Source organism: Streptomyces sp. NPDC028991 (assembly GCF_055564775.1).
This window is the reverse complement of the sequence record NZ_JBVHVP010000007.1, coordinates 164,382-190,518: the sequence shown is the minus strand read 5'-3', so window position 1 is coordinate 190,518 and position 26,137 is coordinate 164,382. Positions and strand designations below refer to the sequence as shown.

24 protein-coding genes are annotated in these 26,137 nt (G+C 70.9%); 3 read left to right on the top strand and 21 right to left on the bottom strand.

The window, feature by feature from the left end; genetic code table 11:
* Position 1: 1 nt before the first annotated feature.
* Positions 2–454, bottom strand: coding sequence for a DUF948 domain-containing protein (locus ACZ4V1_RS17465; RefSeq protein WP_468336162.1), 453 nt, complete (start codon positions 452–454; stop codon positions 2–4).
* Positions 455–649: 195 nt separating this feature from the next.
* Between ACZ4V1_RS17465 and ACZ4V1_RS17460 the strand changes: the two genes are divergently transcribed.
* Positions 650–2,836 carry an ATP-binding protein gene (locus ACZ4V1_RS17460; RefSeq protein ID WP_468336159.1) on the top strand — a complete coding sequence of 729 codons (2,187 nt, stop codon included), beginning with the start codon at positions 650–652 and terminating at the stop codon, positions 2,834–2,836.
* Between the two features lie 47 nt (positions 2,837–2,883).
* On the opposite strand, the gene rpsD is transcribed toward ACZ4V1_RS17460, so the two are convergent.
* The 5 genes from rpsD to ACZ4V1_RS17435 form a co-directional block, all read right to left on the bottom strand.
* Positions 2,884–3,498 carry a 30S ribosomal protein S4 gene (gene rpsD, locus ACZ4V1_RS17455; RefSeq protein ID WP_003977321.1) on the bottom strand — a complete coding sequence of 205 codons (615 nt, stop codon included), beginning with the start codon at positions 3,496–3,498 and terminating at the stop codon, positions 2,884–2,886.
* 297 nt (positions 3,499–3,795) lie between these two features.
* On the bottom strand, positions 3,796–5,151 hold the full coding sequence (locus tag ACZ4V1_RS17450) for a replication-associated recombination protein A (protein WP_468336155.1): 1,356 nt from the start codon (positions 5,149–5,151) through the stop codon (positions 3,796–3,798).
* Between the two features lie 90 nt (positions 5,152–5,241).
* On the bottom strand, positions 5,242–5,904 hold the full coding sequence (locus tag ACZ4V1_RS17445) for a vitamin K epoxide reductase family protein (RefSeq protein WP_468336152.1): 663 nt from the start codon (positions 5,902–5,904) through the stop codon (positions 5,242–5,244).
* 201 nt (positions 5,905–6,105) lie between these two features.
* The gene (hisS, locus tag ACZ4V1_RS17440; RefSeq protein ID WP_468336149.1) at positions 6,106–7,368 is read right to left on the bottom strand and encodes a histidine--tRNA ligase; all 1,263 of its coding nucleotides are present in this window, start codon (positions 7,366–7,368) and stop codon (positions 6,106–6,108) included.
* A 13-nt stretch (positions 7,369–7,381) separates the two neighbouring features.
* A complete protein-coding gene (locus ACZ4V1_RS17435) occupies positions 7,382–8,089 on the bottom strand; it encodes an MBL fold metallo-hydrolase (protein WP_468336146.1) in 708 nt (235 codons plus the stop codon).
* A 183-nt stretch (positions 8,090–8,272) separates the two neighbouring features.
* On the opposite strand from ACZ4V1_RS17435, the gene ACZ4V1_RS17430 reads away from it, so the two are divergent.
* Both ACZ4V1_RS17430 and ACZ4V1_RS17425 read left to right on the top strand, forming a co-directional pair.
* Complete coding sequence (locus ACZ4V1_RS17430) at positions 8,273–9,124, top strand: peptidylprolyl isomerase (RefSeq protein ID WP_468336143.1); 852 nt, start codon at positions 8,273–8,275, stop codon at positions 9,122–9,124.
* Between the two features lie 134 nt (positions 9,125–9,258).
* On the top strand, positions 9,259–10,488 hold the full coding sequence (locus tag ACZ4V1_RS17425) for a DUF349 domain-containing protein (RefSeq protein WP_468336140.1): 1,230 nt from the start codon (positions 9,259–9,261) through the stop codon (positions 10,486–10,488).
* A gap of 73 nt (positions 10,489–10,561) precedes the next feature.
* Here ACZ4V1_RS17425 and relA read toward each other — a convergent pair whose 3' ends face one another.
* From relA to pgsA, 15 genes are all read right to left on the bottom strand, one after another.
* Complete coding sequence (gene relA, locus ACZ4V1_RS17420; protein ID WP_468336137.1) at positions 10,562–13,105, bottom strand: GTP pyrophosphokinase; 2,544 nt, start codon at positions 13,103–13,105, stop codon at positions 10,562–10,564.
* Positions 13,106–13,277: 172 nt separating this feature from the next.
* Positions 13,278–13,826, bottom strand: a complete 549-nt coding sequence (locus tag ACZ4V1_RS17415; RefSeq protein WP_468336134.1) for an adenine phosphoribosyltransferase — start codon at positions 13,824–13,826, stop codon at positions 13,278–13,280.
* Positions 13,823–14,941, bottom strand: a complete 1,119-nt coding sequence (secF, locus tag ACZ4V1_RS17410; RefSeq protein ID WP_468336131.1) for a protein translocase subunit SecF — start codon at positions 14,939–14,941, stop codon at positions 13,823–13,825. Before secF ends, ACZ4V1_RS17415 begins: the two co-directional genes overlap by 4 nt.
* A 1-nt stretch (position 14,942) precedes the next feature.
* Positions 14,943–16,748, bottom strand: coding sequence for a protein translocase subunit SecD (secD, locus tag ACZ4V1_RS17405; RefSeq protein ID WP_468336128.1), 1,806 nt, complete (start codon positions 16,746–16,748; stop codon positions 14,943–14,945).
* Between the two features lie 132 nt (positions 16,749–16,880).
* Positions 16,881–17,411, bottom strand: a complete 531-nt coding sequence (yajC, locus tag ACZ4V1_RS17400) for a preprotein translocase subunit YajC (RefSeq protein ID WP_468336125.1) — start codon at positions 17,409–17,411, stop codon at positions 16,881–16,883.
* A gap of 175 nt (positions 17,412–17,586) precedes the next feature.
* A complete protein-coding gene (gene ruvB / locus ACZ4V1_RS17395; RefSeq protein WP_468336122.1) occupies positions 17,587–18,684 on the bottom strand; it encodes a Holliday junction branch migration DNA helicase RuvB in 1,098 nt (365 codons plus the stop codon).
* A gap of 34 nt (positions 18,685–18,718) precedes the next feature.
* Positions 18,719–19,324, bottom strand: coding sequence for a Holliday junction branch migration protein RuvA (gene ruvA / locus ACZ4V1_RS17390; protein WP_468336119.1), 606 nt, complete (start codon positions 19,322–19,324; stop codon positions 18,719–18,721).
* Complete coding sequence (ruvC, locus tag ACZ4V1_RS17385) at positions 19,321–19,896, bottom strand: crossover junction endodeoxyribonuclease RuvC (protein WP_468336116.1); 576 nt, start codon at positions 19,894–19,896, stop codon at positions 19,321–19,323. The genes ruvA and ruvC overlap by 4 nt, the downstream gene beginning before the upstream one ends.
* A gap of 117 nt (positions 19,897–20,013) precedes the next feature.
* Complete coding sequence (locus ACZ4V1_RS17380) at positions 20,014–20,766, bottom strand: YebC/PmpR family DNA-binding transcriptional regulator (protein WP_468336113.1); 753 nt, start codon at positions 20,764–20,766, stop codon at positions 20,014–20,016.
* 51 nt (positions 20,767–20,817) lie between these two features.
* Complete coding sequence (pdxT, locus tag ACZ4V1_RS17375) at positions 20,818–21,426, bottom strand: pyridoxal 5'-phosphate synthase glutaminase subunit PdxT (RefSeq protein WP_468336110.1); 609 nt, start codon at positions 21,424–21,426, stop codon at positions 20,818–20,820.
* A gap of 12 nt (positions 21,427–21,438) precedes the next feature.
* The gene (gene pdxS, locus ACZ4V1_RS17370) at positions 21,439–22,350 is read right to left on the bottom strand and encodes a pyridoxal 5'-phosphate synthase lyase subunit PdxS (RefSeq protein WP_386318609.1); all 912 of its coding nucleotides are present in this window, start codon (positions 22,348–22,350) and stop codon (positions 21,439–21,441) included.
* A 124-nt stretch (positions 22,351–22,474) separates the two neighbouring features.
* On the bottom strand, positions 22,475–23,017 hold the full coding sequence (locus tag ACZ4V1_RS17365) for a LemA family protein (protein ID WP_468336107.1): 543 nt from the start codon (positions 23,015–23,017) through the stop codon (positions 22,475–22,477).
* 157 nt (positions 23,018–23,174) lie between these two features.
* Positions 23,175–24,338, bottom strand: a complete 1,164-nt coding sequence (locus tag ACZ4V1_RS17360) for a glycosyltransferase family 4 protein (protein WP_468336104.1) — start codon at positions 24,336–24,338, stop codon at positions 23,175–23,177.
* A complete protein-coding gene (locus ACZ4V1_RS17355) occupies positions 24,335–25,267 on the bottom strand; it encodes a phosphatidylinositol mannoside acyltransferase (protein WP_468336101.1) in 933 nt (310 codons plus the stop codon). The genes ACZ4V1_RS17360 and ACZ4V1_RS17355 overlap by 4 nt, the downstream gene beginning before the upstream one ends.
* Positions 25,264–25,932 carry a phosphatidylinositol phosphate synthase gene (gene pgsA, locus ACZ4V1_RS17350; RefSeq protein ID WP_468336098.1) on the bottom strand — a complete coding sequence of 223 codons (669 nt, stop codon included), beginning with the start codon at positions 25,930–25,932 and terminating at the stop codon, positions 25,264–25,266. Before pgsA ends, ACZ4V1_RS17355 begins: the two co-directional genes overlap by 4 nt.
* Positions 25,933–26,137: the final 205 nt, after the last annotated feature.

Sequence of the window (26,137 nt, the reverse complement as noted above, 5' to 3'; positions counted from 1 at the left end):
ATCAGTCCTTCTTCCGCTTCGTCCGCCGCGCCGCCGGGATCGTACGGCCGACGATCACGGTGCGCCGCGGCTCCTTGGCCGGGCCCGCGGGCACGTCCTCCTTGCGACCGCCGAGTGCCCGGCGCACGCCGTACCCGAACGCGGCGACCTTGACCAGCGGGCCGCCGAAGGTGGAGGCCACGGTGGTGGACAGCGCGGAGGCGTTCGACGTGACCTCCTGGACGTCGGAGGCGATCGCGTCGACCCGGTCGATCTGGGTCTGCGCGGACCGCACCGCCGACGAGGCGTCGGCCAGCAGCGGGACGGCCTGGTCGGTCACGTCCGCCACGAGCTTGGTGGTCGCCCTGAGCGTCTGGGCCAGCCTCGCCAGTGCGACGGCGAGGAAGGAGACCAGGATCGCCCAGAAGACGGCCACCAGGATCCCGGCCACCTCACCACCGGACACTGCGTGCACCCGCTCCCTGAAAGACGTACCTGAACATCGGGAAAGTCGTTCACCGAGCCTATCGCGCCGGGGGCTGGGCTCCGTACCGGATTGCCGCCCGCGTCCGGTGCCGTGTGGCGGAGTGCGGGGAAGGGCAGTGGAGCGGGGTGGAGTTGCGTGAAGCGATTGTACGGAGTGAATTCGGTTCAGTACGCTCCGTGTTTCATGCGAGACCATCGGCGCGACGGCATCCCGCACGGCAACCTTCCCCTGGAACTCGACACCTTCGTGGGGAGAGCGACGGAGCTCGCGGAGCTGGCCCGGGCACTGGACTCCGGGCGGCTGGTGACGGTGACCGGGGCCGGCGGGGTGGGCAAGTCGCGCCTGGCGGCGCGGGCGGCCGCGCGGTGTGCGCCCCGGGACGGGGTCTGGCGGGTGGAACTGGCGCCGCTGCGCGACGAGGAGTTCGTCGACTACGCGGTCGTGGAGGCGCTGGGCCTGACCGACCACACGACCCGGCTGCCGCGGGAGACGCTGCTCGCGCACCTCGCCGGGCGGGAGCTGCTGCTGGTCCTCGACGGGGTCGAGCACCTGGTGGACGCCTGTGCCGCGCTGGTGACCGACCTGCTGGGCCACGCCCCGGGGCTACGGGTGCTGGCGGTGGGACGCAGGCCGATGGACGTGGCCGGGGAACGGCGGTTTCCGCTGGCGCCGCTGAGCCCCGAGGAGGCGGTGGAACTGCTGACCGTCCGGGCCGGGCAGCGGCACCTGGCGTACGGATACGACGCCGACCCGGACGAGGACCAAGGGGAGGTGCGCGAACTGTGCGTGCGCCTGGACGGGATCCCGTTGGCGATCGAGCTGGCGGCGGGGCGGCTGGGCGCGCTGTCCCCGGGACAGGTGCTGCGGCGACTGGACGACCGCTTCCGGCTGCTGACCGGCGGGGACCGCACCGCGCTGCCCCGGCACCGGACGCTGCGCACGGCGATCGGCTGGAGCCATGAGCTGTGCACGCCCCAGGAGCGGTTGCTGTGGGCGCGGCTGTCGGTGTTCGCCGGGCCGTTCGACCTGGAGGCCGCCGAGTACGTGTGCAGCGGCGGCGGGCTGGCCGCCGACGACGTGCTCGACGTGCTCTCCGCACTGCTCACGCAGTCCGTGCTGACCCGCGAGGAGGCCCCGGCCGGGGTGCGCTACCGGATGCTCGACACGGTGCGGGCGTACGGTGCCGACTGGCTGGAGGCGACGGGCGACGCGACGCGGCTGCGGCGGCGTCACCGGGACTGGTACGTGGGCCTGGTGACCTGGTGCGAGCTGGAGTGGTTCTCACCGCGCCAGCACGAGGTCGCCGCGCGGGTCGAGGCGGAGCTGCCGAACCTGCGCGGCGCCCTGGAGCACTGCCTCACCGAGCCGGACGAGGCGCATCTGGGCCAGTATCTGGCGGGTGCCCTGTGGTTCCACTGGGTCGGCTGCGGACGGCTGTCGGAGGGGCGGCGCTGGCTGGAGCAGGCGGTGCGGCTGGACGCGGAGAAGACGGCCGGCGAGCAGTCCCGGCTGAAGGCGCTGTGGGTCCTCGGATACGTGGCGATCCTGCAGGGCGACGTGGTGCCCGCGCTGGCGGCGCTCCAGGAGTGCCGGGAGGAGGCCGAGCGGTCGGCGAACCCCACGGCGGTGGCGTACGCGGAACACCGCACCGGATGTCTGGCCCTGGTCACGGACGACATGCCGCGCGCCGAGACGCTGCTGCGCTCCGCCGTGCGGCGCTACCGGGAGATCGGCGAACTCAACAGCAACGTCCTGATGGGCCAGGTGGAGCTGGCGATGACGCGGGCGTTCCAGGGCGACCTGCCGGACGCGGTGCGCCTGTGCGAGGACGTCCGTCAGGTGTGCGAGGACCACGGCGAGCGCTGGGCCCGGAGCTACGCCCTGTATGTGCTGGCCTACGCGGCGTGGAGCGACGGTGAGCCGGGACGCGCCCGCGAGTTGCTGGCCGACTGCCTGGCCAGTGCCCACCGCTTCCGGGACCAGCTCGGCTCGGTGCTGGCGGTGGAACTGCTGGCCCTGGTCACGGTGGCGGACGGGAACGCGGCCGAGGCCGCGGTGCTGCAGGGCGCGGCGGGGCGGATGTGGCCGTCGGTGGGGCTGCCGCTGTTCGGTTCCGCGCACTACAACGGGCCGCACGAGTTGTGCGAGGCGGCGGCCCGGGAACAGCTGGGCGACGAGCGGTACGAGGAGTGCGTACGGCACGGGGCCCGGCTCGGCCGCCGGGAGGCGGTGTCGCGGGCGCTGCGGCGGCCCGGGGCGCCGGCGTCGCTGCCGGTCCCGCGCGGGGACGGGCGGCGTGCCACGGCGGGCACGCGGACGGCGAAGCCCGCCGCCTCGCCCACCCGGAAGGGCGGGGAGACGGCGGGCTGAGGTACCGCGGAGGTACTGCGCCTCGCCGAAGCGGTGTTCTGCTGCGATCAGCGGGCGTAGTACTCGACGACGAGCTGCTCGTCGCAGATCACCGGGATCTCCTTGCGGTTCGGCTCGCGGTCCAGGCGGAACGCCAGCGCCTTGAGGTTCACCTGGAGGTAGCGCGGGGTCTCGCCGTCGGGGGCGAAGCCACCCTCACGGGCGATCGTGAAGAGGGTCTTCTCCTTGGAGCGCTCGCGCACCTGCACGACGTCGTCCGGGCGGACGCGGAAGGACGGCTTGTCGACCTTCTGGCCGTTGACCTGGATGTGGCCGTGCACGACCATCTGACGGGCCTGGTAGATCGTGCGGGCGATGCCCGAACGCAGCACCAGCGCGTCGAGACGGCGCTCGAGCTCGATGACCAGGGCCTCGCCGGTCTTCATGTTGGTCTTGGAGGCGCGCTCGTAGGCGCGGACGAGCTGGCGCTCGCTGAGGTCGTACTGCGCGCGCAGACGCTGCTTCTCGAGCAGACGGACCTTGTAGTCCGAGTTCTGCTTGCGGCCGCGGCCGTGCTCACCCGGCGGGTAGGGGCGGGCCTCGAAGTACTTGACGGCCTTCGGGGTCAGCGCGATGCCGAGGGCACGCGACTTCTTGACCTTGGGACGGGGCTGGTTCGCCACTGTCTGTGTCTCTTTTCTGGGTTTCCGGCTTGTCAGGGTTGAGGGAGGTCGCAATCCGCAGCCGGGGAAACCCGTCTGGCCCGCGTGGGGCCTGCCGGGCAGCCGCTCCCTGGTCTGGGCACATACGTGCAGCACGCGAGTGGCCCACCGACCGCTCCCGGAAGATCCGGGTGGTGGTGGGCTGCCCGCGACACCTGTCGACGGTGCGCGACGCTCCTGGAACCCGCTGGGGGTTCCGGCCGGTTGTCCCGTTCTGACTGCACGGGACTCGGCACTTCGGGCGATTCTACAGGCTGCTCAGGACCGCTTGCGACCGAGGTGCCCGCGGGTCCACTCCACCGCGTCCGCGTACCGGGCCTCGGCGCCGTGCCGGGTCGGCGCGTAGTACGTGCGGTCCTTCAGCTCGTCCGGGGCGTACTGCTGGGCGGCGATGCCCTCCGGCAGGTCGTGCGGGTACACGTATCCCTGCCCGTGCCCGAGCTTGCCCGCGCCCTTGTAGTGGCTGTCGCGCAGGTGGGCGGGGACCGGTCCGGCGTGGCCCTTGCGCACGTCGTCCAGGGCGGCGCCGATGGCGGTGGTGGCGGCGTTGGACTTGGGGGCGAGGGCCAGGGCGATGGTGGCGTGGCTGAGGGTGAGGGCGGCTTCCGGGAAGCCGATCATGGCGACGGCCTGGGCGGCGGCTACGGCGATCGGCAGGGCGTTCGGGTCGGCGAGGCCGATGTCCTCGCTGGCCGAGATCATCAGGCGGCGGGCGATGAAGCGGGGGTCCTCGCCGGCCTCGATCATCCGGGCCAGGTAGTGCAGGGCGGCGTCCACGTCGGAGCCGCGGATGGACTTGATCAGGGCGCTGGCGACGTCGTAGTGCTGGTCGCCGTCGCGGTCGTACTTCACCGCTGCCCGGTCGACCGTCTCCTCCAGCGTGGTCAGGCCGATCTCCGTCTCGCCCTTGTCCAGCGCGGCCCCGGCGGCGGCCTCCAGCGCGGTCAGGGCACGGCGGGCGTCGCCGCCGGCGATGCGGAGCAGGTGTTCCTCGGTGTCCTCGGGCAGGCCCACGGCCTCCCCCAGGCCGCGCTCGTCGGTGAGGGCGCGACGGAGCAGGCCCCGGACGTCCTCGTCGGTGAGGGGCTCGAGGGTGAGGAGGAGGGAGCGGGAGAGCAGGGGGGAGATCACCGAGAAGTACGGGTTCTCGGTGGTGGCGGCGATCAGGGTGACCCAGCGGTTCTCGACGGCCGGGAGCAGGGAGTCCTGCTGGGCCTTGCTGAAGCGGTGGATCTCGTCGAGGAAGAGGACGGTCTCCTTGCCGTACCCCCCGACCGCGCGGCGGGCGCCGTCGATGACCGCGCGGACCTCCTTGACGCCCGCGGTGATCGCGGAGAGCTCCACGAAGCGCTTGTTGGTGGCCTTGGAGACGACGTACGCCAGGGTGGTCTTGCCGGTGCCCGGCGGTCCCCAGAGGATGACCGAGGAGGGCCCCGCGGGGCCGGAGCCGCCCTCGCCGACGAGTCGGCGCAGGGGGGAGCCGGGCTTGAGCAGGTGCTGCTGACCGACGACCTCGTCGAGGGTGCGCGGGCGCATCCGCACGGCGAGGGGGCTGCCGGTCGGGTCCTTCTCCTGGCGTTCTTCTGCTGCGGCGGTGAACAGGTCGGGCTCCACCCTCAGAACCCTAAATCACCGCACTGACAACGCGGCGGGCGCGGTCGAACCGGGGGCCCCCGGCCCTTCAGCCGGTCCGGCGGGCGCCCGTCAGCCGGTCCAGAAGTCCCACCAGCGGGTGAGGATCATCATGCCGATGATGCCGATGTGCAGCACCGGCGGCACCCAGGTGAACTCGCCGAAGAAGCCCTTGAGCCAGTTCGGCGCGGGCAGGAAGCCCTTGCGGACGTTGAAGGACGTCACGTACCAGAACATGATGATCGTGGCGACCCAGGCCAGGCAGCACCACAGGCACAGGGCGTTGATCCGGTACAGGGACTGGAACTGCAGCCAGGTGCAGAAGCCCACGCCGAAGAGCGTGCCGGCGTTGAAGGTGAGCCAGTACCAGCGTGGGAAGCGGGCCCCGGCGAGCAGGCTCATGCCGACGCAGACGACGATGCCGTAGGTGACCAGGCCCAGCATCGGGTTGGGGAAACCGAAGACGGCCGCCTGGTCGCTCTCCATGACGCTGCCGCAGGAGACCACTGGGTTGAGGCTGCAGCCGGGAGTGAAGGTCGTGCCCGCGACCTTGGCCTCGAGCAGCTTGAACTTGTCGAGCGTGATGACCCACGCGGCGAGCACTCCGGCCGCGCCCGTGATCACCAGCAGCAGGGCCAGGGCGCGGCTGCCGCCCTCGGCTCGCGGTGTTCCGGCGGTGGGTTCCGGCGCGGGCTCTGCCACGGTGGAGACGTCCTTCACTGTCGTCTTGCTCATCACGCCGATTCCGTCACTTGAGTCGGACCTGCTTCGGGCAGGGACATTGTGCCGCACGGACCTGTATGGCCACCGTTCGATGAACATAAGAACGCACCGGCGATCGCCCTGGAGCGGTGCGTTCCGGCCGATGTCCGTTCCCCGGGGGCACACGCGAGCGAACACGTGCGCCCCTGAGGGCGACGGGACGGTACGGACCCGCTAGCCGAGCCTCGACTCCAGCTCGGCGACGATCTCGTTGACGCCGATGGCCGCCTGCTCGCCGGACTCCATGTCCTTGAGCTGGACGACTCCCTCGGCCAGGTCCCGCTCGCCGAGGACCAGGGCGTAGCGGGCGCCGGAGCGGTTGGCCGCCTTCATCGCGGCCTTCAGCCCCTTGCCACCGTAGGAGAAGTCGGCGGCGACGCCGTTCTTGCGCAGCTCGGTGACCTTGGCGAACAGGATCCGGCGGGCCTCCTCGCCGAGCGGGACGGCGAAGACGGAGGTGGCGGACGGAATGTCCAGTTCGATGCCCTCCGCCTCCAGGGCCAGGACGGTGCGGTCGACGCCGAGGGCCCAGCCCACGGACGGCAGGGACGGGCCGCCGATCATCTCGGACAGTCCGTCGTAGCGGCCGCCGCCGCCCACCGCGGACTGGGATCCCAGCCCGTCGTGGACGAACTCGAAGGTCGTGCGGGTGTAGTAGTCGAGGCCGCGCACCAGCTTCGGGTCGTCCTCGAAGACCACACCGGCCGCCGTGATCAGTTCGCGCACCTCCTCGTGGTACGCCTTGCAGGCGTCGCACAGGTAGTCGCGCAGCAGCGGGGCGCCGGTGAGCTGCTTCTGCACGTCCGGGCGCTTGTCGTCCAGGACACGCAGCGGGTTGATCTCGGCGCGGCGCAGCGTGTCCTCGTCCAGGTCCAGGCCGCGCAGGAAGTCCTGAAGGGCGGCACGGTAGACGGGCCGGCACTCCTGGTCGCCGAGGCTGTTGAGCAGGATGCGGAACTCGCTGAGGCCCAGCGCGCGGTACGACTGGTCGGCGAGGATGATCAGTTCGGCGTCCAGCGCAGGGTCCTCGGCGCCGATCGCCTCGGCCCCGACCTGGGAGAAGTGGCGGTAACGGCCCTTCTGGGGACGCTCGTAGCGGTACTGCGAGCCCGAGTACCAGACCTTCACCGGCAGGTTGCCCGCCTTGTGCAGGTTGGCCTCCAGGACCGCGCGCAGTACGGGCGCGGTGGTCTCCGGGCGCAGGGCGAGCCGGTCGCCGCCCTTGGTCTCGAAGACGTACATCTCCTTGGTCACGATGTCGGTCGACTCGCCGACACCGCGCGCGAAGAGCTCGACGTTCTCGAAGCCGGGCGTCTCGATGTAGCCGTAGCCGGAGTCGCGCAGCGGGGCGGCGATGGCCTCGCGGACCGCCAGGTACTTCGCGGAGTCCGGCGGCAGCAGGTCGTACGTGCCCTTGGGGGCCTTGAAGGTGCTCACGGAAGGTCTCTCGTCACATTCCTCGTCGGGGAGCCTCGGGAGCTCCCTGGCCGGCCGCCACCTGCCGCAGATACGGATTGGTGGCGCGTTCCCGGCCGATGGTCGTCTGGGGACCGTGTCCGGACAGCACCACGGTCGAGTCGTCGAGCGGCAGGCAGACGCGTGCCAGGGACTCGAGCATGTCGTCCATGGAGCCACCGGGGAAGTCGGTGCGTCCGATGGAGCCGGCGAACAGCAGATCGCCCGAGAACATGACCGGCGGGATGTCCGCCGCCTCGGGCAGGCCGAAGGTCACCGACCCCTTGGTATGGCCCGGCGCGTGCGCGACCGTCAGCTCCATGCCCGCCAGCCCCAGCTTCGCGCCGTCGGTCAGTTCCCTGACGTCGTCCGGTTCCCCGACGGTCAGTTCACCCATGAGCGGCATGCCGATGGTCCGGCCGATCCCCTTCTCGGGGTCGCTCATCATGAAGCGGTCGTCCGGGTGGATCCAGGCCGGCACGTCGTGTGCGCCGCACACCGGGACGACCGAGGCCACATGGTCGATGTGGCCGTGGGTGAGGACGACGGCGACGGGCTTGAGCCGATGCTTCCTGATCGCTTCCTCGACTCCGGGGGCCGCCTGATGGCCCGGGTCGATGATCACGCACTCCTCACCGGCGGCGGGGGCGACGAGATAGCAGTTCGTCCCCCAGGCCCCGGCGGGGAATCCGGCAATGAGCACGATCGTCCTTCGTTTGTGTCGATACGGGTGGGCTTGCGAACGGGTCGCGCCCATGGTCAGAGCCTACCGGCGGTGCCGATTTCTCAGCGAACCCATATACGGTACGGGGCTACACGCCCACGGTCGGCTCATCGCACCCACGCGTACCGGTCGGCACACGAAGACGCATGAGGAGAGAACCCGGTGGTCACCCAGGAGCAGCGGCGGCGTCAGCTCGCCCGGGAGAAGTTCTTGCGGCAGCAGCAGCGACGCACCTCCGCGCGACGCAGGGCACGCATGCGCAACGCCGCGATCGCGTCGGTGCTCGGCGTGATCCTGATCGGCAGCGTCGCGCTGTACACGACCGGCGTGGTCCTGGGGGACGACGACAGCAAGACGAACGCGAACGCGGAGGTCACCCCGAGCGCCTCGCCGAGCAGCAAGGCGCCGGACCCGTGCGAGAAGCCGGCCGAGGGCAAGGTCAAGACGCAGACCTGGAAGAAGGAACCTGCGATGACCATCGACAAGTCGGCGAAGTACACGATGCAGCTGGCGACGACCTGCGGCGACATAGACATCGCGCTGAAGGCGTCGGCTGCGCCGCACACCGTCAACTCGTTCAACTTCCTGGCCGGGAAGGGGTACTTCGACCACACCAAGTGCCACCGGCTGACCGACAGCGGCATCTTCGTCCTGCAGTGCGGTGACCCGCAGGGCACCGGCGCGGGCGGCCCGGGCTACACCATTCCCGACGAGAACCTCAAGGACGGGAGCCTCAAGGGCAACGTCTACCCGGCGGGCACGGTCGCGATGGCCAATCAGTACAACCCGCAGACGCAGCAGGGGCGCGACACGGGTGGCAGCCAGTTCTTCCTGGTCTACCAGGACAGCCAGCTGCCGCCCGACTACACGCCGTTCGGCACCGTGTCCGAGGCGGGGATGAAGGTCCTCAAGAAAATCGCGGCCGCCGGAGCCCAGGCGCCCGACCCCACGACGGGGAGCACGGCACCCAACGCGACGGTCGTGATCGACAAGGCCACCGTCACGAAATCCTGACCCTCATCAGCGAAGTTCGGTCGCGCGGGATGCGGACAGGCCGCCCGCCGGTCGCCTATGTTGGCCGTGACGAAACTGTGGACGATGCCCGGGGGTAGCGAAGCCCTCCGCAGGCATCATGTGGAGGAGGCGCTGTGAGCAGCGACCCGTGGGGCCGCGTCGATGAGACGGGGACCGTGTACGTGCGTACGGCCGACGGCGAGCAGGTCGCCGGTTCCTGGCAGGCGGGCTCCCCCGAGGAGGCGCTGGCCTATTTCGAACGCAAGTACGAAGGCCTGGTTGTCGAGATCGGCCTCCTCGAAAAGCGAGTGAAGACCACCGACCTGTCGGCGAAGGACGCCCAGACCGCCATCGCCCACCTGCGGGAGCAGGTCGACGCGCACCACGCGGTGGGCGACCTGGACGCGCTGCGGGCCCGGCTGGACAAGCTCGTCGCGCTGGTGGAGACGCGCCGCGAGGAGCGCAAGGCGCAGCGGGCGAAGCAGTCCGACGAGGCGCGCGGCGCCAAGGAGGCGCTGGTCGCCGAGGCCGAGGAGCTGGCGCGGTCCGACCAGTGGCGGGCGGCCGGTGAGCGCCTGCGGTCCCTGGTGGACACCTGGAAGGGCCTGCCGCGGCTGGACCGCAAGTCCGACGACGAGCTGTGGCACCGCTTCTCACACGCGCGCTCGGCGTTCTCCAAGCGCCGCAAGCAGCACTTCGCGCAGTTGGACGCGCAGCGCGAGGAGGCCCGCCAGACCAAGGAACGGCTGGTCGCCGAGGCCGAGGCGCTGTCGAACTCGACGGACTGGGGGCCGACGGCCGCGCGCTACCGGGACCTCATGTCCGAGTGGAAGGCCGCCGGCCGCGCCCAGCGCGAGCACGAGGACGACCTGTGGAACCGCTTCCGCGGCGCCCAGGACGTGTTCTTCGCCGCCCGCAGCTCGGTCTTCGCCGAGCGGGACGCCGAGCAGGCCGAGAACCTCAAGCTCAAGGAGGAGCTGGCCGAGGAGGCCGAGAAGCTCCTGCCGGTCACCGACCTCAAGGCGGCCCGGGCCGCCTTCCGCACGGTGAACGAGCGCTGGGAGGCCATCGGTCACGTGCCGCGCGACGCCCGGCCGAAGGTCGAGGGCCGGATGCACGCGGTCGAGCGGGCGCTGCAGGAGGCCGAGGAGACCGAATGGCGCCGGACCAACCCGGAGGCACGCGCGCGTGCCGAGGGTCTGACCGGTCAGCTCCAGGCCGCCGTGGACAAGCTGCGCTCGCAGATCGAGCAGGCGCGTGCGCAGGGCAACAACGCCAAGGCCGACAAGCTCGAGCGTGAGCTGGAGGGCCGCCAGGCCCTGCTGGACCAGGCGCTGAAGGGTCTGCACGAGTTCGGCGGCTGAGCCGCACACACGCATCCGCGAAGGGGCTCCCGTACACGCCGTACGGGAGCCCCTCCGCGTGTGTGGCCGGCCGTTACGAGGGCCTGCGCGCCGACGTCACCCGGTACACGTCGTAGACGCCCTCGACGCCCCGTACGGCCTTCAGGACGTGCCCGAGGTGCTTGGGGTCGCCCATCTCGAAGGTGAAGCGGGAGGTGGCGACGCGGTCGCGGGAGGTCTGGACGGCCGCCGAGAGAATGTTGACGTGCTGGTCGGACAGGACGCGCGTGACGTCCGACAGCAGCCGGGAGCGGTCCAGGGCCTCGACCTGGATGGCGACCAGGAAGACGGAGGACTGGCTGGGGGCCCACTCGACCTCGAGGATGCGCTCGGGCTCCCGGGACAGCGAGTCCACGTTCACACAGTCGCTGCGGTGAACGGATACGCCGCTGCCGCGGGTGACGAAGCCGATGATGGGGTCGCCGGGGACGGGCGTACAGCAGCGGGCCAGCTTGATCCACACGTCCTCGACGCCCTTGACCACGACACCCGGATCGGCGTTGGTCCGGCGTTTGCGGCCGCGACCGCGGGCCGGCGGAACCGACTCGTCGATCTCCTCGGTCGCGGCCTCCTCGCCGCCGAGCGCCTGTACCAGTTTCTGCACGATGTTCTGCGCGGAGACATGGCCCTCGCCGATCGCCGCGTACAGCGCGGAGATGTCCGAGTACCGCATCTCGTGGGCGAGCGTGACCAGGGAGTCGCCGGTCAGGATGCGCTGGATCGGCAGGTTCTGCTTGCGCATGGCGCGGACGATGGAGTCCTTGCCCTGCTCGATCGCCTCGTCCCGGCGTTCCTTGGAGAACCAGGCGCGGATCTTGTTGCGGGCACGCGGCGACTTCACGAAGCCGAGCCAGTCGCGGGAGGGGCCCGCACCGGCCGCCTTGGAGGTGAAGACCTCCACCAGGTCGCCGTTGTCCAGGGTCGACTCCAGCGGGACGAGGCGGCCGTTGACGCGTGCGCCTATGGTGCGGTGGCCGACCTCGGTGTGCACCGCGTACGCGAAGTCGACGGGGGTGGCACTCGCGGGCAGCGCTATGACGTCGCCCTTGGGAGTGAAGACGAACACCTCGTTGCGGGAGAGGTCGAAGCGCAGGGACTCCAGGAACTCGCCGGGGTCCTCGGTCTCCTTCTGCCAGTCGAGGAGCTGCCGCAGCCACGCCATGTCGTTGAGGTGGTCGTCCTTGCCCTTGCCGGACGACCTGGGCGCGTCGGTGCGGACCTTGGAGGCGCCGGCGACGGCCTCCTGCTTGTACTTCCAGTGCGCGGCGATGCCGTACTCGGCGCGGCGGTGCATGTCGAAGGTGCGGATCTGGAGCTCGACCGGCTTGCCATTGGGTCCGATGACCGTCGTGTGCAGCGACTGGTACATGTTGAACTTGGGCATCGCGATGTAGTCCTTGAACCGGCCGGGGACCGGGTTCCATCGCGCGTGCACGGTGCCGAGCGCCGCGTAGCAGTCGCGGACGGTGTCCACGAGAACGCGGATGCCCACCAGGTCGTAGATCTCCGCGAAGTCACGGCCGCGGACGATCATCTTCTGGTAGACGCTGTAGTAGTGCTTGGGCCGGCCGGTGACGGTCGCCTTGATGCGCGCGGCGCGCAGATCCTGCTGGACCTCGTCGGTCACGATGGCGAGGTACTCGTCGCGCTTGGGGGCGCGCTCGGCGACCAGGCGGACGATCTCGTCGTACATCTTGGGGTAGAGGATCGCGAAGGCGAGGTCCTCCAGCTCCCACTTGATGGTGTTCATGCCCAGCCGGTGGGCGAGCGGCGCGTAGATCTCCAGGGTCTCGCGCGCCTTCTTCTCCTGCTTCTCGCGCTTGAGGTAGCGCATGGTGCGCATGTTGTGCAGGCGGTCGGCGAGCTTGATGACCAGGACGCGGGGGTCCTTGGCCATGGCGACGACCATCTTGCGCACGGTCTCGGCCTGCGCGGCCTCGCCGAACTTGACCTTGTCGAGCTTGGTGACGCCGTCGACGAGGAGGGTGACCACGTCGCCGAAGTCGCGGCGCAGGTCCTCCAGGCCGTACTCGGTGTCCTCGACGGTGTCGTGCAGGAGCCCGGCCATCAGCGTGGCCGGGTCCATGCCCAGCTCGGCGAGGATGGTGGTGACGGCGAGCGGGTGCGTGATGTACGGGTCGCCGCTCTTGCGCTTCTGGCCGCGGTGCCAGCGTTCGGCGACCTGGTAGGCGCGCTCGATCTGGCGCAGGGTCGCGGTCTCGATCTTGGGGTCGTTGCTGCGCACTATCCGCAGCAGCGGCTCCAGGACCGGGTTGTACGGGTTCGCGCGCTGCACGCCGAGGCGGGCGAGGCGGGCACGGACGCGGTTGGAGGAGCCGGACCGGGCGGGCTGTCCGGAGGGCGTGCGGACCACGGACGCGTTCCGGTCGCGCTCGGGCGGGATCGGCTTGGGACGCGGCTGCTGGTCGGCCGGCTTGTCGACGGGCGCGGACGGGGCGTGCTGGATCGGCCCGCGGGTGTCGTTCTTCGCCTGCGGCGAACTGGGCGCGGGCTTCGCCGCGGGTCCCGAGGCGGACTCGGGCTTTGCGGCGGTCAGTGGCTGGGCCTCGTCTGGCAAGAGGACTCCTCGTGCGCGATCCGGGTCCCCCGGTCAGGCTCCGGAAACCCCATGGTAGCGATCCTGCACCCCGGGATCGCCTTCCGGCCACTGTGAGGGCCGTCAACCCGGGAAACGCCTGAGGCGGGCGCCGGATTCCTCCGGGCCCGCCTCGGCTGTGCGACGAGAGCCGTCAGACCGTGAGCAGCGCCCTTAGCGGTGCCCCCGCCAGGGCCGGCTCCAGACGGGCCCGCCCGCCGAGGAAGCCCAGCTCCATCAGAACGGCGAGGCCTGCCACCTGCGCGCCGGCCCGGCGGATGAGCTCCAGCGAGGCCTCGGCGGTGCCGCCGGTGGCCAGGACGTCGTCGACGACCAGCACGCGGTCCCCGGCGGCCAGGTCCTCGGCGTGCACCTCGATCTCGGCCGAGCCGTACTCCAGGTCGTACGCCTGGCTGAGGGTGGCTCCGGGGAGCTTGCCCGCCTTGCGTACGGGGATGAAGCCGAGGCCCGCCCGCAGGGCCACCGGGGCGCCGAGGATGAAGCCGCGGGCCTCCAGACCGACGACCTTGGTGGCGCCGGTGTGCTCGGCGACCCCGGCGAGCGCGTCGGTCAGTGCGGTGAACGCGGCCGGGTCCGCCAGGAGCGGGGTGATGTCCTTGAACACCACGCCCGGCTCCGGGTAGTCGGCCACGTCCCGGATGCGGCTGAGCAGCAGCTCCTGGATGCCGGTCGTCCCGGTCATCGACGCTTCCCCGAGGGTCGGCCGCGGCCCCTGGCGCGGGACGCGGTCTGGCCGCGGGGGCCGACGACCGCGGGCGCCGTGTCCTCGGGCTCGTCGGCGTACCACTCCTCGTCGACGGCGTTCTCCGCCGGCTCGCCCTTGGCCGCGGCCTGGGCGCGCTTGGCGAGGACGCGCTTCTTGAGGGCCTTCATCTGCGGCTCGGCCTCCTTGAGGTCGGCGACGAGCGGTGTGGCGATGAAGATCGACGAGTACGCGCCTGCGGCGAGGCCGACGAACAGCGACAGCGAGATGTCGTTGAGCATGCCGGCGCCGAGGACACCGCCCCCGATGAACAGCAGACCGCCCACCGGGAGCAGCGCGACCACCGTGGTGTTGACGGAGCGGACCAGGGTGCTGTTGATCGACCGGTTGGCGATCTCGCCGTAGGTCCAGCGCGTCTGTTTGGTGATGTCCTTGGTCTGCTCCTTGAGACTGTCGAAGACGACGACCGTGTCGTAGAGCGAGTAACCGAGGATGGTCAGCAGACCGATCACCGTGCCCGGCGTGACCTCGAAGCCGACGAGGGCGTAGATCCCGACCGTGATGGTGATGTCGTGGATCAGCGCGACGAAGGCGGCGAGCGCCATGCGCCACTCGAACGCGATCGCCAGGTAGATCACCACGAGGACCATGAAGATCCCGAGACCCTGCCAGGCCTTGTTCGCGATCTGGTCACCCCAGCTGGGGCCGACCAGGTCGGCGTTGATCTTCTCCGCCGGGACGTCCAGGTTCTTGGAGAGCTCCTCCTTGATCTGGTCCGACGCCTCGGTGTCGGTGCCCGAGATCTGGATGCGGAGGCTGCCGTCGCCGAGCTTCTGGACGATCGCGTCGTGGCCGGAGGCCTCTTCCGCGTAGCTCTCGGCCTGGGAGACCGGGGCACTCACGTTCTTCGGGGTGGTGAAGACCGCGCCGCCCTGGAACTCGATGCCCATGTGCAGGCCGCGCACCGCCAGGCCGACGATGGCCGTGATGGTGATGAGGATGGAGATGCCGTACCAGAGCTTGCGGTTCTTGACGAAGTCGTAGCCGATCTCGCCATGGTGCAGTCGGGCGCCGAGGTTGCCGAGCTTTCCCATCTCACGCCTCCTTCGGGTCGACAGGGCCGGCAACGGGACGGGCGGGGCGGCGGGTGCGGCGCAACGGTGGCTTGGCGCCCAGGCTCTTCGGGTCGAGGCCGGACCACTTGTGACCGCTCGCGAAGAAATTGCGGCGGGCCATCAGCGTCAGCAGCGGCTTGGTGAAGAGGAACACCACCACCACGTCGAGCAGCGTGGTCAGACCCAGGGTGAACGCGAAGCCCTGCACCTTGCCGACCGTCACGACGAAAAGCACCGCGGCGGCGAGGAAGGAGACGAAGTCGGAGACCAGGATGGTGCGCCGGGCGCGCGGCCAGGCCCGCTCGACGGCGGGGCGCAGGGTGCGTCCCTCCCGGATCTCGTCGCGGACGCGTTCGAAGTACACGATGAACGAGTCCGCCGTGATGCCGATGGCGACGATGGCACCGCAGACGGCGGGCAGGTTCAGCGCGAAGCCGATGGTCGGGCCGAGCAGCGACATGATCACGTACGTGAGGCACGCGGAGACCAGCAGCGAGGCGATGGCGATGAACGACAGACCGCGGTAGTACACCAGCAGGTAGAGGACGACCAGGGCGAGACCGATCGCGCCGGCGATCAGGCCGGCCCTGAGCTGGTCACCGCCGAGCGCGGCGGTGACGGTGGTGACGCTGTCCTCCTTGAAGGTCAGCGGCAGGGCACCGTAGGACAGCATGTTGGAGAGGCCCTGGGCCTCCTCCTGGTCGAAGCTGCCGGAGATCTCCGCGCTGCCGCCGGTGAGCGCCTGGCTGACGTACGGGTCGGAGACGACCTCGTTGTCCAGGACGATGGCGAACTGGTTCTGCGGGGACTGGTTCTGGGCCAGCTTGCCGGTGATGTCGGCGAACTTCTTGGCGCCGTCGTCCGTGAACTTCATCGTCACGGTCCAGCCGGCGGCGGTCTGCGTGTTGAAGACGGCCTCGGCCTTGTCGATGTCCGTGCCGTCGACCGCCGCGGGGCCGAGGATGTACTTCTGCCACTGGCCCTGCGAGTTCTGGCCGCAGGCCACCATCGAGTCGCCGGGCTTGGAGCCGTCGCCGGCCTTGGCGCGGGCGTTCTCGTCGGTGCAGTCCAGCTTCGCGTACTCGGCCTGGAGCCTGGCGGTGGCATCGTCACCGGAGGCGCTGGCGCTGGGGGACGGGGCGGCACCGTCGGAGGCGGTGGCGGACGGACTGGGGTCCGCCTTCAGCGCGTCGCTGGCGGCGCGGCCCTGGGTGGTGGCGCTCGCCGAGGCGGAGCCGGACGGGGAGGAACTCGCCCCGTCCTTGTCGGTGGCCTTGTCGCCCGCCCCGTCGGTGGCCTTGTCCGTCGCCTCGCCGGTGGCCTTGTCCGAGGCGCCCCCGGTGGCGCTCGGCGAGGGACTGCCGGTCGCCGCGGCGCCGGAGAGTTCGGTGGCGAGGACCGGGCGGAAGTAGAGCTTGGCGGTGGTGCCGACCTGTGCCCGGGCTTCCTTCGAGTTCGTCCCCTTGGGGATGTTGACGATGATGTTCCGGTCGCCCTGGGTCTGGACCTCGGCCTCGGAGACGCCCAGACCGTTGACACGGCGCTCCATGATCTCGACCGCGGTGTCCATGTTGGTCTTGTTGATCGCGGACTCCTGGCCCTCTTCCGGCACGGCACGGAGCGTGATGCTCGTGCCGCCGGCCAGGTCGATGCCGAGACGCGGAGTCGTGTGCCCGGAGGCGAACATGCCTCCGGTGAGCGCCACGATGGCGATCACAATCAGGGCCAGCGAGCGCCCGGGCTTGCTCTGAGCGCTCGCACTCTTTCCCTTTTTAGGTGCTACCACCTTTGCGTACTCCCTCTCGGGCCGCTTCGCGCCGGGTAGGCGTCACCGGCGGCCATCACATGATGTCCGGATCCGTGCGAGCCGCGCGTCACACGGGGTGTGCGGGAACGGCCCGCGCGCCCCGGGGCACGGCTACTTCGCCTCGGAGCCGCCATCGGACTTCTTGGACTGCTCGTCCGTCTTCGCCTCGGCGGGCGCCGCGTCGGCGGTCGGCTCGTCGGCAGGCTCGTCGGCGGTCGGCTCGTCGGCCGCGCCCTTCTTGCCGAGGTCGACGGACTTGCCGTCGGAGGCGGTGGCAGCGTCGTCGGCGGAGGCGTCGGTCTCGGTGAGGGAGGAGGCGTCGTCCGGGACGACGTCGGCGTCGGACTTCAGGTCGTGCTCGATGCCGTGGACGATGCGGTTGTACTCGTCGTCGGTCAGGACGGCACCGATGGAGTTCTTGGCGAAGAGCAGATCGACACCCGGACCGGCGTCGAGGAGGACCGTGTCCTCGCTGACCTCCTTGACCGTGGCGTACATGCCCCCGATGGTGCGGACTCCGGAACCGGGCTGCATCTGGTTCCGCATGTCGGCGGCCTGCTGCTGCTTCTTCTTCGCCGACCGGGTCATCAGGAACATGGCCCCGATGAGCACGATGAACGGGAGGAGGGTCACGAGACTCACGGGTCGGTACTTCCTTCACACGACCGCGATGGTGAGCGGCCTGATGGTTGGGGGTGTGTGCGCCGCCGACAAGGGCGGCATCGGCGGAGTCTAAGCGAGTCCGCGCGCATGGAACAACGCTCAGCATGGCACCGGGGTTCCTGCTCCGGCGAATGTCCTCTTCGTGACGGTGCCGTCACGCCCCGAACAAGTCCTGTTGTCCGTTTCCGGAACTCTGCGAACGCGGCGGGGTGAGGCCGAGATGCGCCCATGCGGCCGGGGTGGCCACGCGACCGCGCGGGGTGCGGGCGAGCAGGCCCTCCCTCACGAGGAAGGGTTCGGCGACCTCCTCCACTGTCTCACGCTCCTCCCCCACGGCGACGGCGAGCGTGGACAGGCCGACGGGCCCGCCGCCGAACAGCTTGAGCAGGGCCTCCAGCACGCCCCGGTCCAGACGGTCCAGGCCGCGGGCGTCGACCTCGTAGACCGCGAGGGCGGCCCCGGCGATCTCCTGGGTGATCCGGCCGTCGGCCTTGACCTGGGCGTAGTCCCGGACCCGGCGCAGCAGGCGGTTGGCGATGCGGGGGGTGCCGCGGGAGCGGCCGGCGATCTCGGCGGCGCCGGCGGTGTCGATCTCGACATCGAGCAGGCCCGCCGAGCGGTGGATGACGCGTTCCAGTTCCGCCGGTCCGTAGAACTCCATGTGCGCGGTGAAGCCGAAGCGGTCGCGCAGCGGGGGCGGCAGCAGGCCCGCGCGCGTGGTGGCGCCGACCAGGGTGAAGGGCGGTAGTTCCAGGGGGATGGCGGTGGCACCCGGGCCCTTGCCGACGATGACGTCGACGCGGAAGTCCTCCATCGCCATGTAGAGCATCTCCTCGGCGGGCCGCGACATGCGGTGGATCTCGTCGAGGAAGAGGACCTCACCCTCCTGGAGGGAGGAGAGGATCGCCGCGAGGTCGCCGGCGTGCTGGATGGCGGGGCCGGAGGTGATGCGGATGGGGGCTTCCATCTCGGCCGCGATGATCATCGAGAGGGTGGTCTTGCCCAGGCCGGGAGCGCCGGAGAGCAGCACGTGGTCGGCGGTCGCCCCGCGCGCGCGTGCGGCGCGCAGCACCAGGTCGAGCTGCTCGCGGACCTTTTCCTGGCCGATGAACTCGCCCAGGTCCTTGGGGCGCAGGGCGGCCTCCACGGCCTGGTCCTCGCCGTCGGCGACAGAGCCCACCAGCCGCTCCGCGGCGGGGCCGGCGAGCCCCTCGTCTGCGCCGGACGTGTCGGTCGTGTCGTCCCAGTTCATGTCGGTGTGTGCCTCAGGGGTCGGGGATGGCGGTTCAGCGGGCTCGGTTCAGCGTCTGCAGGGCCGCCTTCAGCAATTGCCCCACCTGGGGCGTGCCCCCTGCGGCTTCCGCCTGGGGCGTCACGGCGGAGACCGCCTCGTCGGCCTCGCGGGTCGCGTACCCGAGGCCGATCAGGGCCGCGTGCAGCTGGTCGCGCCAGCCGGTGCTGACCGGCGCGCCGACGGCGGGGGCCCCGATCGGCTCGCCGAGGCGGTCCTTCAGTTCCAGGAGCAGTTTCTGCGCGCCCTTCTTGCCGATGCCCGGGACGGCGGTGAGTGCCTTCTCGTCTCCGGTGGAGACGGCTCTGCGCAGGGCGTCGGGGCTGTGCACGGCGAGCATCGCCTGCGCCAGGCGCGGGCCGACGCCACTGGCCGTCTGGAGCAGCTCGAAGACCTGGCGCTCGTCGTCGTCGGCGAACCCGTAGAGGGTGAGCGAGTCCTCGCGGACGACCAGGGACGTGGCGAGCTTGGCGGGCTTGCCCATCCGGAGCGTGGACAGCGTGTTCGGCGTGCACTGGACGGCCATGCCGACGCCGCCGACCTCGACCACCGCGGTGTCGGGGGCGAGGGCGGCGACCGTGCCGCTGACGAAGGCGATCATGCCGTACGGCCTTTCGTTGCGGGCGGGGATGCCGGGGTTTTCGGGGTCTTCGGCGTTTTCGAGGCGTGCAGGGCCACGGCCTGCTGGATCCGGTTCTGTGCGGGAGCGCGCCAGATGTGGCAGATGGCGAGCGCGAGGGCGTCGGCGGCGTCGGCGGGCTTGGGGGGCGTGCCGAGCCGGAGCAGGCGGGTGACCATGGCTCCGACCTGCGCCTTGTCGGCGCGTCCGCTGCCCGTGACGGCGGCCTTGACCTCGCTGGGGGTGTGCAGGGCGACGGGGATGCCGCGGCGGGAGGCGCACAGGATGGCGATGGCGCTGGCCTGGGCGGTGCCCATGACCGTACGGACGTTGTGCTGGCTGAAGACTCGCTCGACGGCGACGCACTCGGGCCGGTGCTCGTCCAGCCACCGCTCGATGCCCTGCTCGACGACGACCAGGCGGTGGCCGAGATCGGCGTCCGCGGGCGTGCGTACGACACCGACGCCGAGCATGGTGAGCGGCCGGCCGGCCACGCCTTCGACCACGCCGATCCCGCAACGGGTCAGTCCCGGGTCCACACCCAGTACGCGCAACGCACGGCCCCCTCGCATCGATCACCTGTTTGTGCAGGCTATCGGGTGCCACCGACAACGACGGCGGGCCGGGGGACGTGTCCCTCCGGCCCGCCGGAATCGTCGCGCACGACGGCGTTACGCGTCGACCTTCTCCATGACCTCGTCGCTCACGTCGAAGTTGGCGAAGACGTTCTGCACGTCGTCGCTGTCCTCCAGGGCGTCGATCAGCTTGAAGATCTTCCGGGCGCCCTCCTCGTCCAGCTCGACCTGCATGGTCGGGACGAAGTTGGCGTCGGCGGACTCGTAGTCGATGCCGGCGTCCTGGAGGGCGGTGCGGACCGCGACCAGGTCGGTGGCCTCGCTGAGGACCTCGAAGTTCTCGCCGAGGTCGTTGACCTCCTCGGCACCCGCGTCGAGGACCGCGGTGAGGACGTCGTCCTCGCCCAGCTCGCCCTTGGGCACGATCACGACGCCCTTGCGGTTGAACAGGTACGACACCGAGCCCGGGTCGGCCATGGAGCCGCCGTTGCGGGTCATGGCGACGCGGACGTCGGAGGCGGCGCGGTTGCGGTTGTCGGTGAGGCACTCGATGAGCACCGCGACACCGTTCGGGCCGTAACCCTCGTACATGATCGTCTCGTAGTCGGCGCCGCCGGCCTCGAGGCCACCGCCCCGCTTGACCGCGGAGTCGATGTTCTTGTTCGGGACCGACTGCTTCTTCGCCTTCTGGATGGCGTCGTAGAGCGTCGGGTTGCCCTCGATGTCGACGCCCCCCATCCGGGCCGCGACCTCGATGTTCTTGATCAGCTTCGCGAAGAGCTTGCCGCGCTTGGCATCGATGACGGCCTTCTTGTGCTTCGTCGTGGCCCATTTAGAGTGGCCGGACATCTGCCTGTCTCCTTCGCGTAACCCGTCTTTGAACGAACGAACGCAGGAATCCTACAAGGACTCCGCCGCCCGGTTCGCGCGCACCATGTCGGCGAAGAGGCGGTGCACGCGGTGGTCGCCCGTCAGCTCCGGATGGAACGACGTGGCCAGCGCGTTGCCCTGGCGGACCGCGACGATGTGGCCTTCGTGCTCGGCGAGCACCTCGGCGGCGGCGCCCACGGACTCCACCCAGGGCGCGCGGATGAAGACGCCCTCCACGGGATCGCCCTCGACGCCCTTGAGGTCGACGGCCGCCTCGAAGGACTCGTTCTGCCGTCCGAAGGCGTTGCGGCGCACGATCATGTCGATGCCGCCGACGGTCTCCTGTCCGGAGCGCGGGTCGAGGATCTTGTCGGCCAGCAGGATCATGCCGGCACAGGTGCCGTAGACGGGCAGGCCGTCCCGCACGCGCGCGCGGAGGGGCTCCATCACTCCGAAGAGGACGGCCAGTTTGGAGATGGTGGTGGACTCGCCACCGGGCAGGACCAGGCCGTCCACCTCGGCGAGTTCTTCGGGGCGCCTGACCGGCCTGGCCACGGCATCGGCCGCGGCCAGGGCGACGAGGTGCTCCCGTACGTCGCCCTGGAGGGCCAGGACGCCGATGACGGGGGTGTCACTCATGGTTCGGGTGCCTTACCAGCCGCGGTTCGCGTAGCGCTCGGTCTCGGGGAGGGTGTCGCAGTTGATGCCGACCATGGCCTCGCCGAGGTTGCGGGACGCCTCCGCGATGATCTTCGGGTCGTCGTAGAAGGTGGTCGCCTTCACGATGGCGGCGGCGCGCTTGGCCGGGTCGCCGGACTTGAAGATGCCGGAGCCCACGAAGACGCCCTCGGCGCCGAGCTGGCGCATCAGCGCGGCGTCGGCCGGGGTGGCTACGCCGCCCGCCGAGAAGAGGACCACGGGGAGCTTGCCCAGCTCGGCGACCTCGCGGACCAGCTCGTAGGGGGCGCGCAGCTCCTTCGCGGCGGCGTACAGCTCGTTGTTGTCGTAGCCGCGCAGCCGCGCGATCTCGTTCTTGATCTGACGCAGGTGGCGGACGGCCTCGACGACGTTGCCGGTGCCGGCCTCGCCCTTGGAGCGGATCATCGCGGCGCCCTCGGCGATACGGCGCAGGGCCTCGCCCAGGTTGGTGGCGCCGCAGACGAAGGGGGTGGTGAAGGCGAACTTGTCGCTGTGGTTGACCTCGTCGGCCGGGGTGAGGACCTCGGACTCGTCGATGTAGTCGACGCCGAGGGACTGCAGGACCTGGGCCTCGACGAAGTGGCCGATGCGGGACTTGGCCATCACCGGGATGGAGACCGCGCCGATGATGCCCTCGATCATGTCCGGGTCGGACATCCGGGCCACGCCGCCGTCCTTGCGGATGTCGGCCGGGACCCGCTCCAGGGCCATGACGGCGACGGCGCCCGCGTCCTCGGCGATCTTCGCCTGCTCCGGCGTGACGACGTCCATGATCACGCCACCCTTGAGCTGCTCGGCCATGCCGCGCTTCACGCGGGCGGTGCCGGTCTCGGGGGCCTGGTTCTCGGAGTACGTGCTGGACACGGGTACCTCGCTGAAGTGAAGGGGGGTTTCTGCAGCTCCGAGGAAACGCGAACGAAGCAGGCCACAGCAAGGGCCAATGGACAGCTGGTGGATCCTTTTCGATCGCGGGGCCGGGCGGGGCCGTTTACGCCGCCCTGTCCACCAGGGCCGCGGGCGACTCGTCGTCCATCTCGAAGGCCAGCGGGAAGGGCGCGTGCCCGGCGAGGCGGAACCAGCGGACCTTGCGGTGCTCGCGCAGCCTGCGCACGGCCCCCACCGCGTCGTTGTGGAAACGCCGGGCCATCGGGACGCGCCGCACGGCCTCGGCCAGCTCGTGCGCCGCCTCCTCTCCCCCGGGCGCCTCGCGCAGGACGTCCACCTGCTGCGGCTCGGCGAACACGGCCCGCAGCGCCTGGCTCAGGTCGCTCTCGGCGACCTCCCGCTGCTCCTCCTCGGCCTGCCGGGCGGCGTGCGCGGCCTCGTACAGGACGATGGAGGCGGCCGGGTCGAGCACGCCCGAGGTGGCCAGCTCCTGGGCGACGGACGCCCTGCGCAGCAACTGCGCGTCGAGTGCGGCACGGGCGGCGTCGATCCGGGCGTGCAGCCGGTCCAGCCGCCCCGCCGTCCAGCTCAGGTACAGGCCGATCGCCACGAGGACGGCCAGGGTCCAGATGAGGGTTGCGGTCACGGGGCGCAACCCTACGGGAGCGCTCCGCTGGGTTGGCGCGGTGCCTCTCGGCGGGCGTCACTGGGGGCTGCGCCCCCAGACCCCCTTCGGCCTGGACGGCCTCGTCCTCAAACGCCGGACGGGCTGAATATTCCGGACGTCGGCTGGAAGATGAGCCTCAGTCCCGCGCCAGGCCGAAGCGTGCCCTGAGCCCCGTCGCCCGGTCGTCCGTCGCCACCGCCGCCGCGCCCGCCGTGACCGTCTCGTAGACCGACAGGATGTCCGCGCCGACCGTGGACCAGTCGAAGCGCCGCACGTGGGCGCTGCCCCGCTCCCGCAGCGCGGTGCGGCGTTCCGGGTCCGCGAGCAGCCGTACCGCCGCGTCGGCGAGGGCGTCGGCGTCCTCGTTGGGGAAGAGTTCGCCGGCCGCCCCCTGGTCGAGGACCTGGGCGAAGGCGTCCAGATCGGAGGCGAGCACGGGAGCGCCGGCCGACATGGCCTCGACCAGGATGATGCCGAAGCTCTCGCCGCCGGTGTTGGGCGCGACGTACAGGTCGACGCTGCGCAGGAAGCGTGCCTTGTCCTCGTCGCTGATCATGCCGAGGAACTCCACCCGGGGGCGCAGCTCGGCGGGCAGCGACGCCACCGCCTCCTTCTCGTCGCCCCGCCCGGCGACCAGCAGCCGGGTCTCCGGGCGGGCGGCGAGGATCTTCGGCAGCGCCCCCATCAGCACCGGCAGGCCCTTGCGGGGCTCGTCGATGCGCCCTATGAAGCCGATCGTGTCCCCCTGCCACTCCGGCTTCGGCTCGGCGTCGGCGAAGAAGTCGACGTCCACGCCGTTGGGGATGACCACCGCGTCCCCACCGAGGTGTTCGACGAGGGTGCGGCGGGCGTACTCGCTCACCGCGATCCGGGCGCTGATCTTCTCCAGGGCGGCCTGGAGGATCGAGTACGCGGCGATCATCGCGCGGGAGCGCGGGTTGGACGTGTGGAAGGTCGCCACGATCGGGCCCTGCGCCGCCCAGCAGGTCAGCAGGCCGAGCGAGGGCGAGGTCGGCTCGTGGATGTGGATGACGTCGAAGGCGCCGTCGTGCAGCCAGCGCCGCACCCGGGCGGCCGACAGGAAGCCGAAGTTGAGGCGGGCCACCGAGCCGTTGTACGGCACCGGCACGGCACGGCCGGCCGAGACGACGTACGGGGGCAGCGGGGTGTCGTCGTCGGCGGGGGCGAGGACGGAGACCTCGTGGCCGAGACGGATGAAGTACTCGGCCAGGTCCCGGATGTGGAACTGGACGCCGCCAGGCACGTCCCAGGAGTACGGGCAGACGATGCCGATCCTCACGAGGCGCCCTGCCCGTCGGCCGCCGCGGGGGCCTTGGCGGGGTCGAGGTCCTTCAGCCACAAGCGCTGGAGCATGTGCCAGTCCTCCGGGTGGTCGGCGATCCCCGTGGCGAAGGCATCGGCCAGCGCCTGTGTCATGACAGACGTCTTCTCGGCCCGGGTACCCGACTCGGGGACCTCGACCGGCGGATGCACCCGGCCCTTCATGACGGGCGACGCGCCGTACCAGAGCGTCACCGGCAGCAGCCGGGCGCCGGTCTGCAGCGCCAGCAGGGCCGGCCCCGCAGGCATCCGGGCCCTCTCGCCGAAGAAGTCGACCTCCACGCCGGACGCGGACAGGTCGCGGTCGGCGACCAGGCAGACCAGGCCGCCGTCGCGCAGCCGCCGGGCCAGCGTGCCGAAGGCGGTGCCGCCGCTGTGCGGCAGGACCTCCATGCCGAGGCTCTCGCGGTAGGCGACGAAGCGGTCGTAGAGGGTCTCCGGCTTGAGGCGTTCGGCGACCGTGGTGAAGGGGATGCCCAGTTCGGTGGTGACCCAGGCGCCCGCGAGGTCCCAGTTGGCCAGGTGCGGGAGGGCGAGGACCACGCCCTTGCCCGCGTCCAGGCCGTCGGTGAGGTGGTGCAGGTCTTCGGCGGTGAAGCCGGACCTGATCCGCTCGGTGCTCCACGCCGGGAGCCGGAAGGACTCCATCCAGTAGCGCAGGTACGAGCGCATGCCCGCGCGCGAGAGCGCGGCGAGCCGCTCGGGGTTCGCGTCCGGCACCACGCGCGCGTAGTTGCTCTCCAGCCGCCGTACGCCCGTGCCGCGCTGCTTCCAGGCGACGTCCGCGACGGTGCGGCCGAGTCGCGCGGCGACCGGCTCGGGGAGCTTCTTCACGGTGCTCCAGCCGGCGCCGTACAGGCCGTCGGTCAGCCGGTCCCGAGCGCTCACTTCGCCGCCTCGGTGCCCTGGCTCTCCTGCGTGGCGGCATCCGCCTCGGCGGCCTCCCGGCGGACCGTGACGACGCGCTGGACGAGCGTGACGAGGCTGCCGACGGCGACGATCCACAGGGCGATCGGCAGCAGGTACTGGATGCCCGGCACACCGAACGCGTGCAGCCCGGCGAGACCCGCCGCGACCAGCGAGACGACGAGGCGCTCGGCGCGTTCGACGAGCCCGTTGACGGCGACCGGCAGGCCGATCGACTCGCCGCGCGCCTTGGTGTACGACACCACCTGGCCGCTGGCCAGGCAGAAGATCGACACGGCGCACAGCACGATGTCGTCCCCGCCGCCCGCGTACCAGAGGGCGAAGCCGCCGAAGATCGCGCCGTCGGCGACCCGGTCCAGCGTGGAGTCCAGGAAGGCGCCCCAGCGGCTGGAGCGGCCGAGCTGGCGTGCCATGTTGCCGTCGACGAGGTCGGAGAAGACGAAGAGCGTGATCACGACCGTGCCCCAGAAGAACTCACCCATGGGGTAGAAGACCAGCGCGCCCGCGACCACACCCGCGGTGCCGATCAGCGTGACCGTGTCCGGGCTGACGCCCCGGCGGATGAGAAACGCGGCGAACGGTGTGAGGACACGCGTAAAAAATGCACGCGCGTACTTGTTCAGCATGGCCTTCCCGACGGTCGGTGTGGCCGCGGCCCCTGCTGGCCACCGGCTGGCCCATCGTAGTCACGCGCGCGCGTGGGCGACGGACGGGCACCCTGACCCCCTGGTGAGCGGCCGGTGGACGGCGGGATCGGGTCCGTCGTATGGACGCGGCGTGACGGGAGTGGAAAGCTCGAAGGACCGCGGGCGTCGCCGGAGCCGCCAGTGC

Coding starts and splice junctions, on each gene's coding strand:
- ACZ4V1_RS17445 (WP_468336152.1), bottom strand. CDS start 5,904: ATGAGCAAGACGACAGTGAAGGACGTCTCCACCGTGGCAGAGCCCGCG.
- secF (WP_468336131.1), bottom strand. CDS start 14,941: ATGGGAAAGCTCGGCAACCTCGGCGCCCGACTGCACCATGGCGAGATC.
- ACZ4V1_RS17460 (WP_468336159.1), top strand. CDS start 650: ATGCGAGACCATCGGCGCGACGGCATCCCGCACGGCAACCTTCCCCTG.
- pdxT (WP_468336110.1), bottom strand. CDS start 21,426: ATGAGTGACACCCCCGTCATCGGCGTCCTGGCCCTCCAGGGCGACGTA.
- ruvB (WP_468336122.1), bottom strand. CDS start 18,684: ATGAACTGGGACGACACGACCGACACGTCCGGCGCAGACGAGGGGCTC.
- ruvA (WP_468336119.1), bottom strand. CDS start 19,324: ATGATCGCCTTCGTCAGCGGCACGGTCGCCGCCCTCGCCCCCGACACC.
- pgsA (WP_468336098.1), bottom strand. CDS start 25,932: ATGCTGAACAAGTACGCGCGTGCATTTTTTACGCGTGTCCTCACACCG.
- ACZ4V1_RS17415 (WP_468336134.1), bottom strand. CDS start 13,826: ATGACCGGGACGACCGGCATCCAGGAGCTGCTGCTCAGCCGCATCCGG.
- ACZ4V1_RS17380 (WP_468336113.1), bottom strand. CDS start 20,766: ATGTCCGGCCACTCTAAATGGGCCACGACGAAGCACAAGAAGGCCGTC.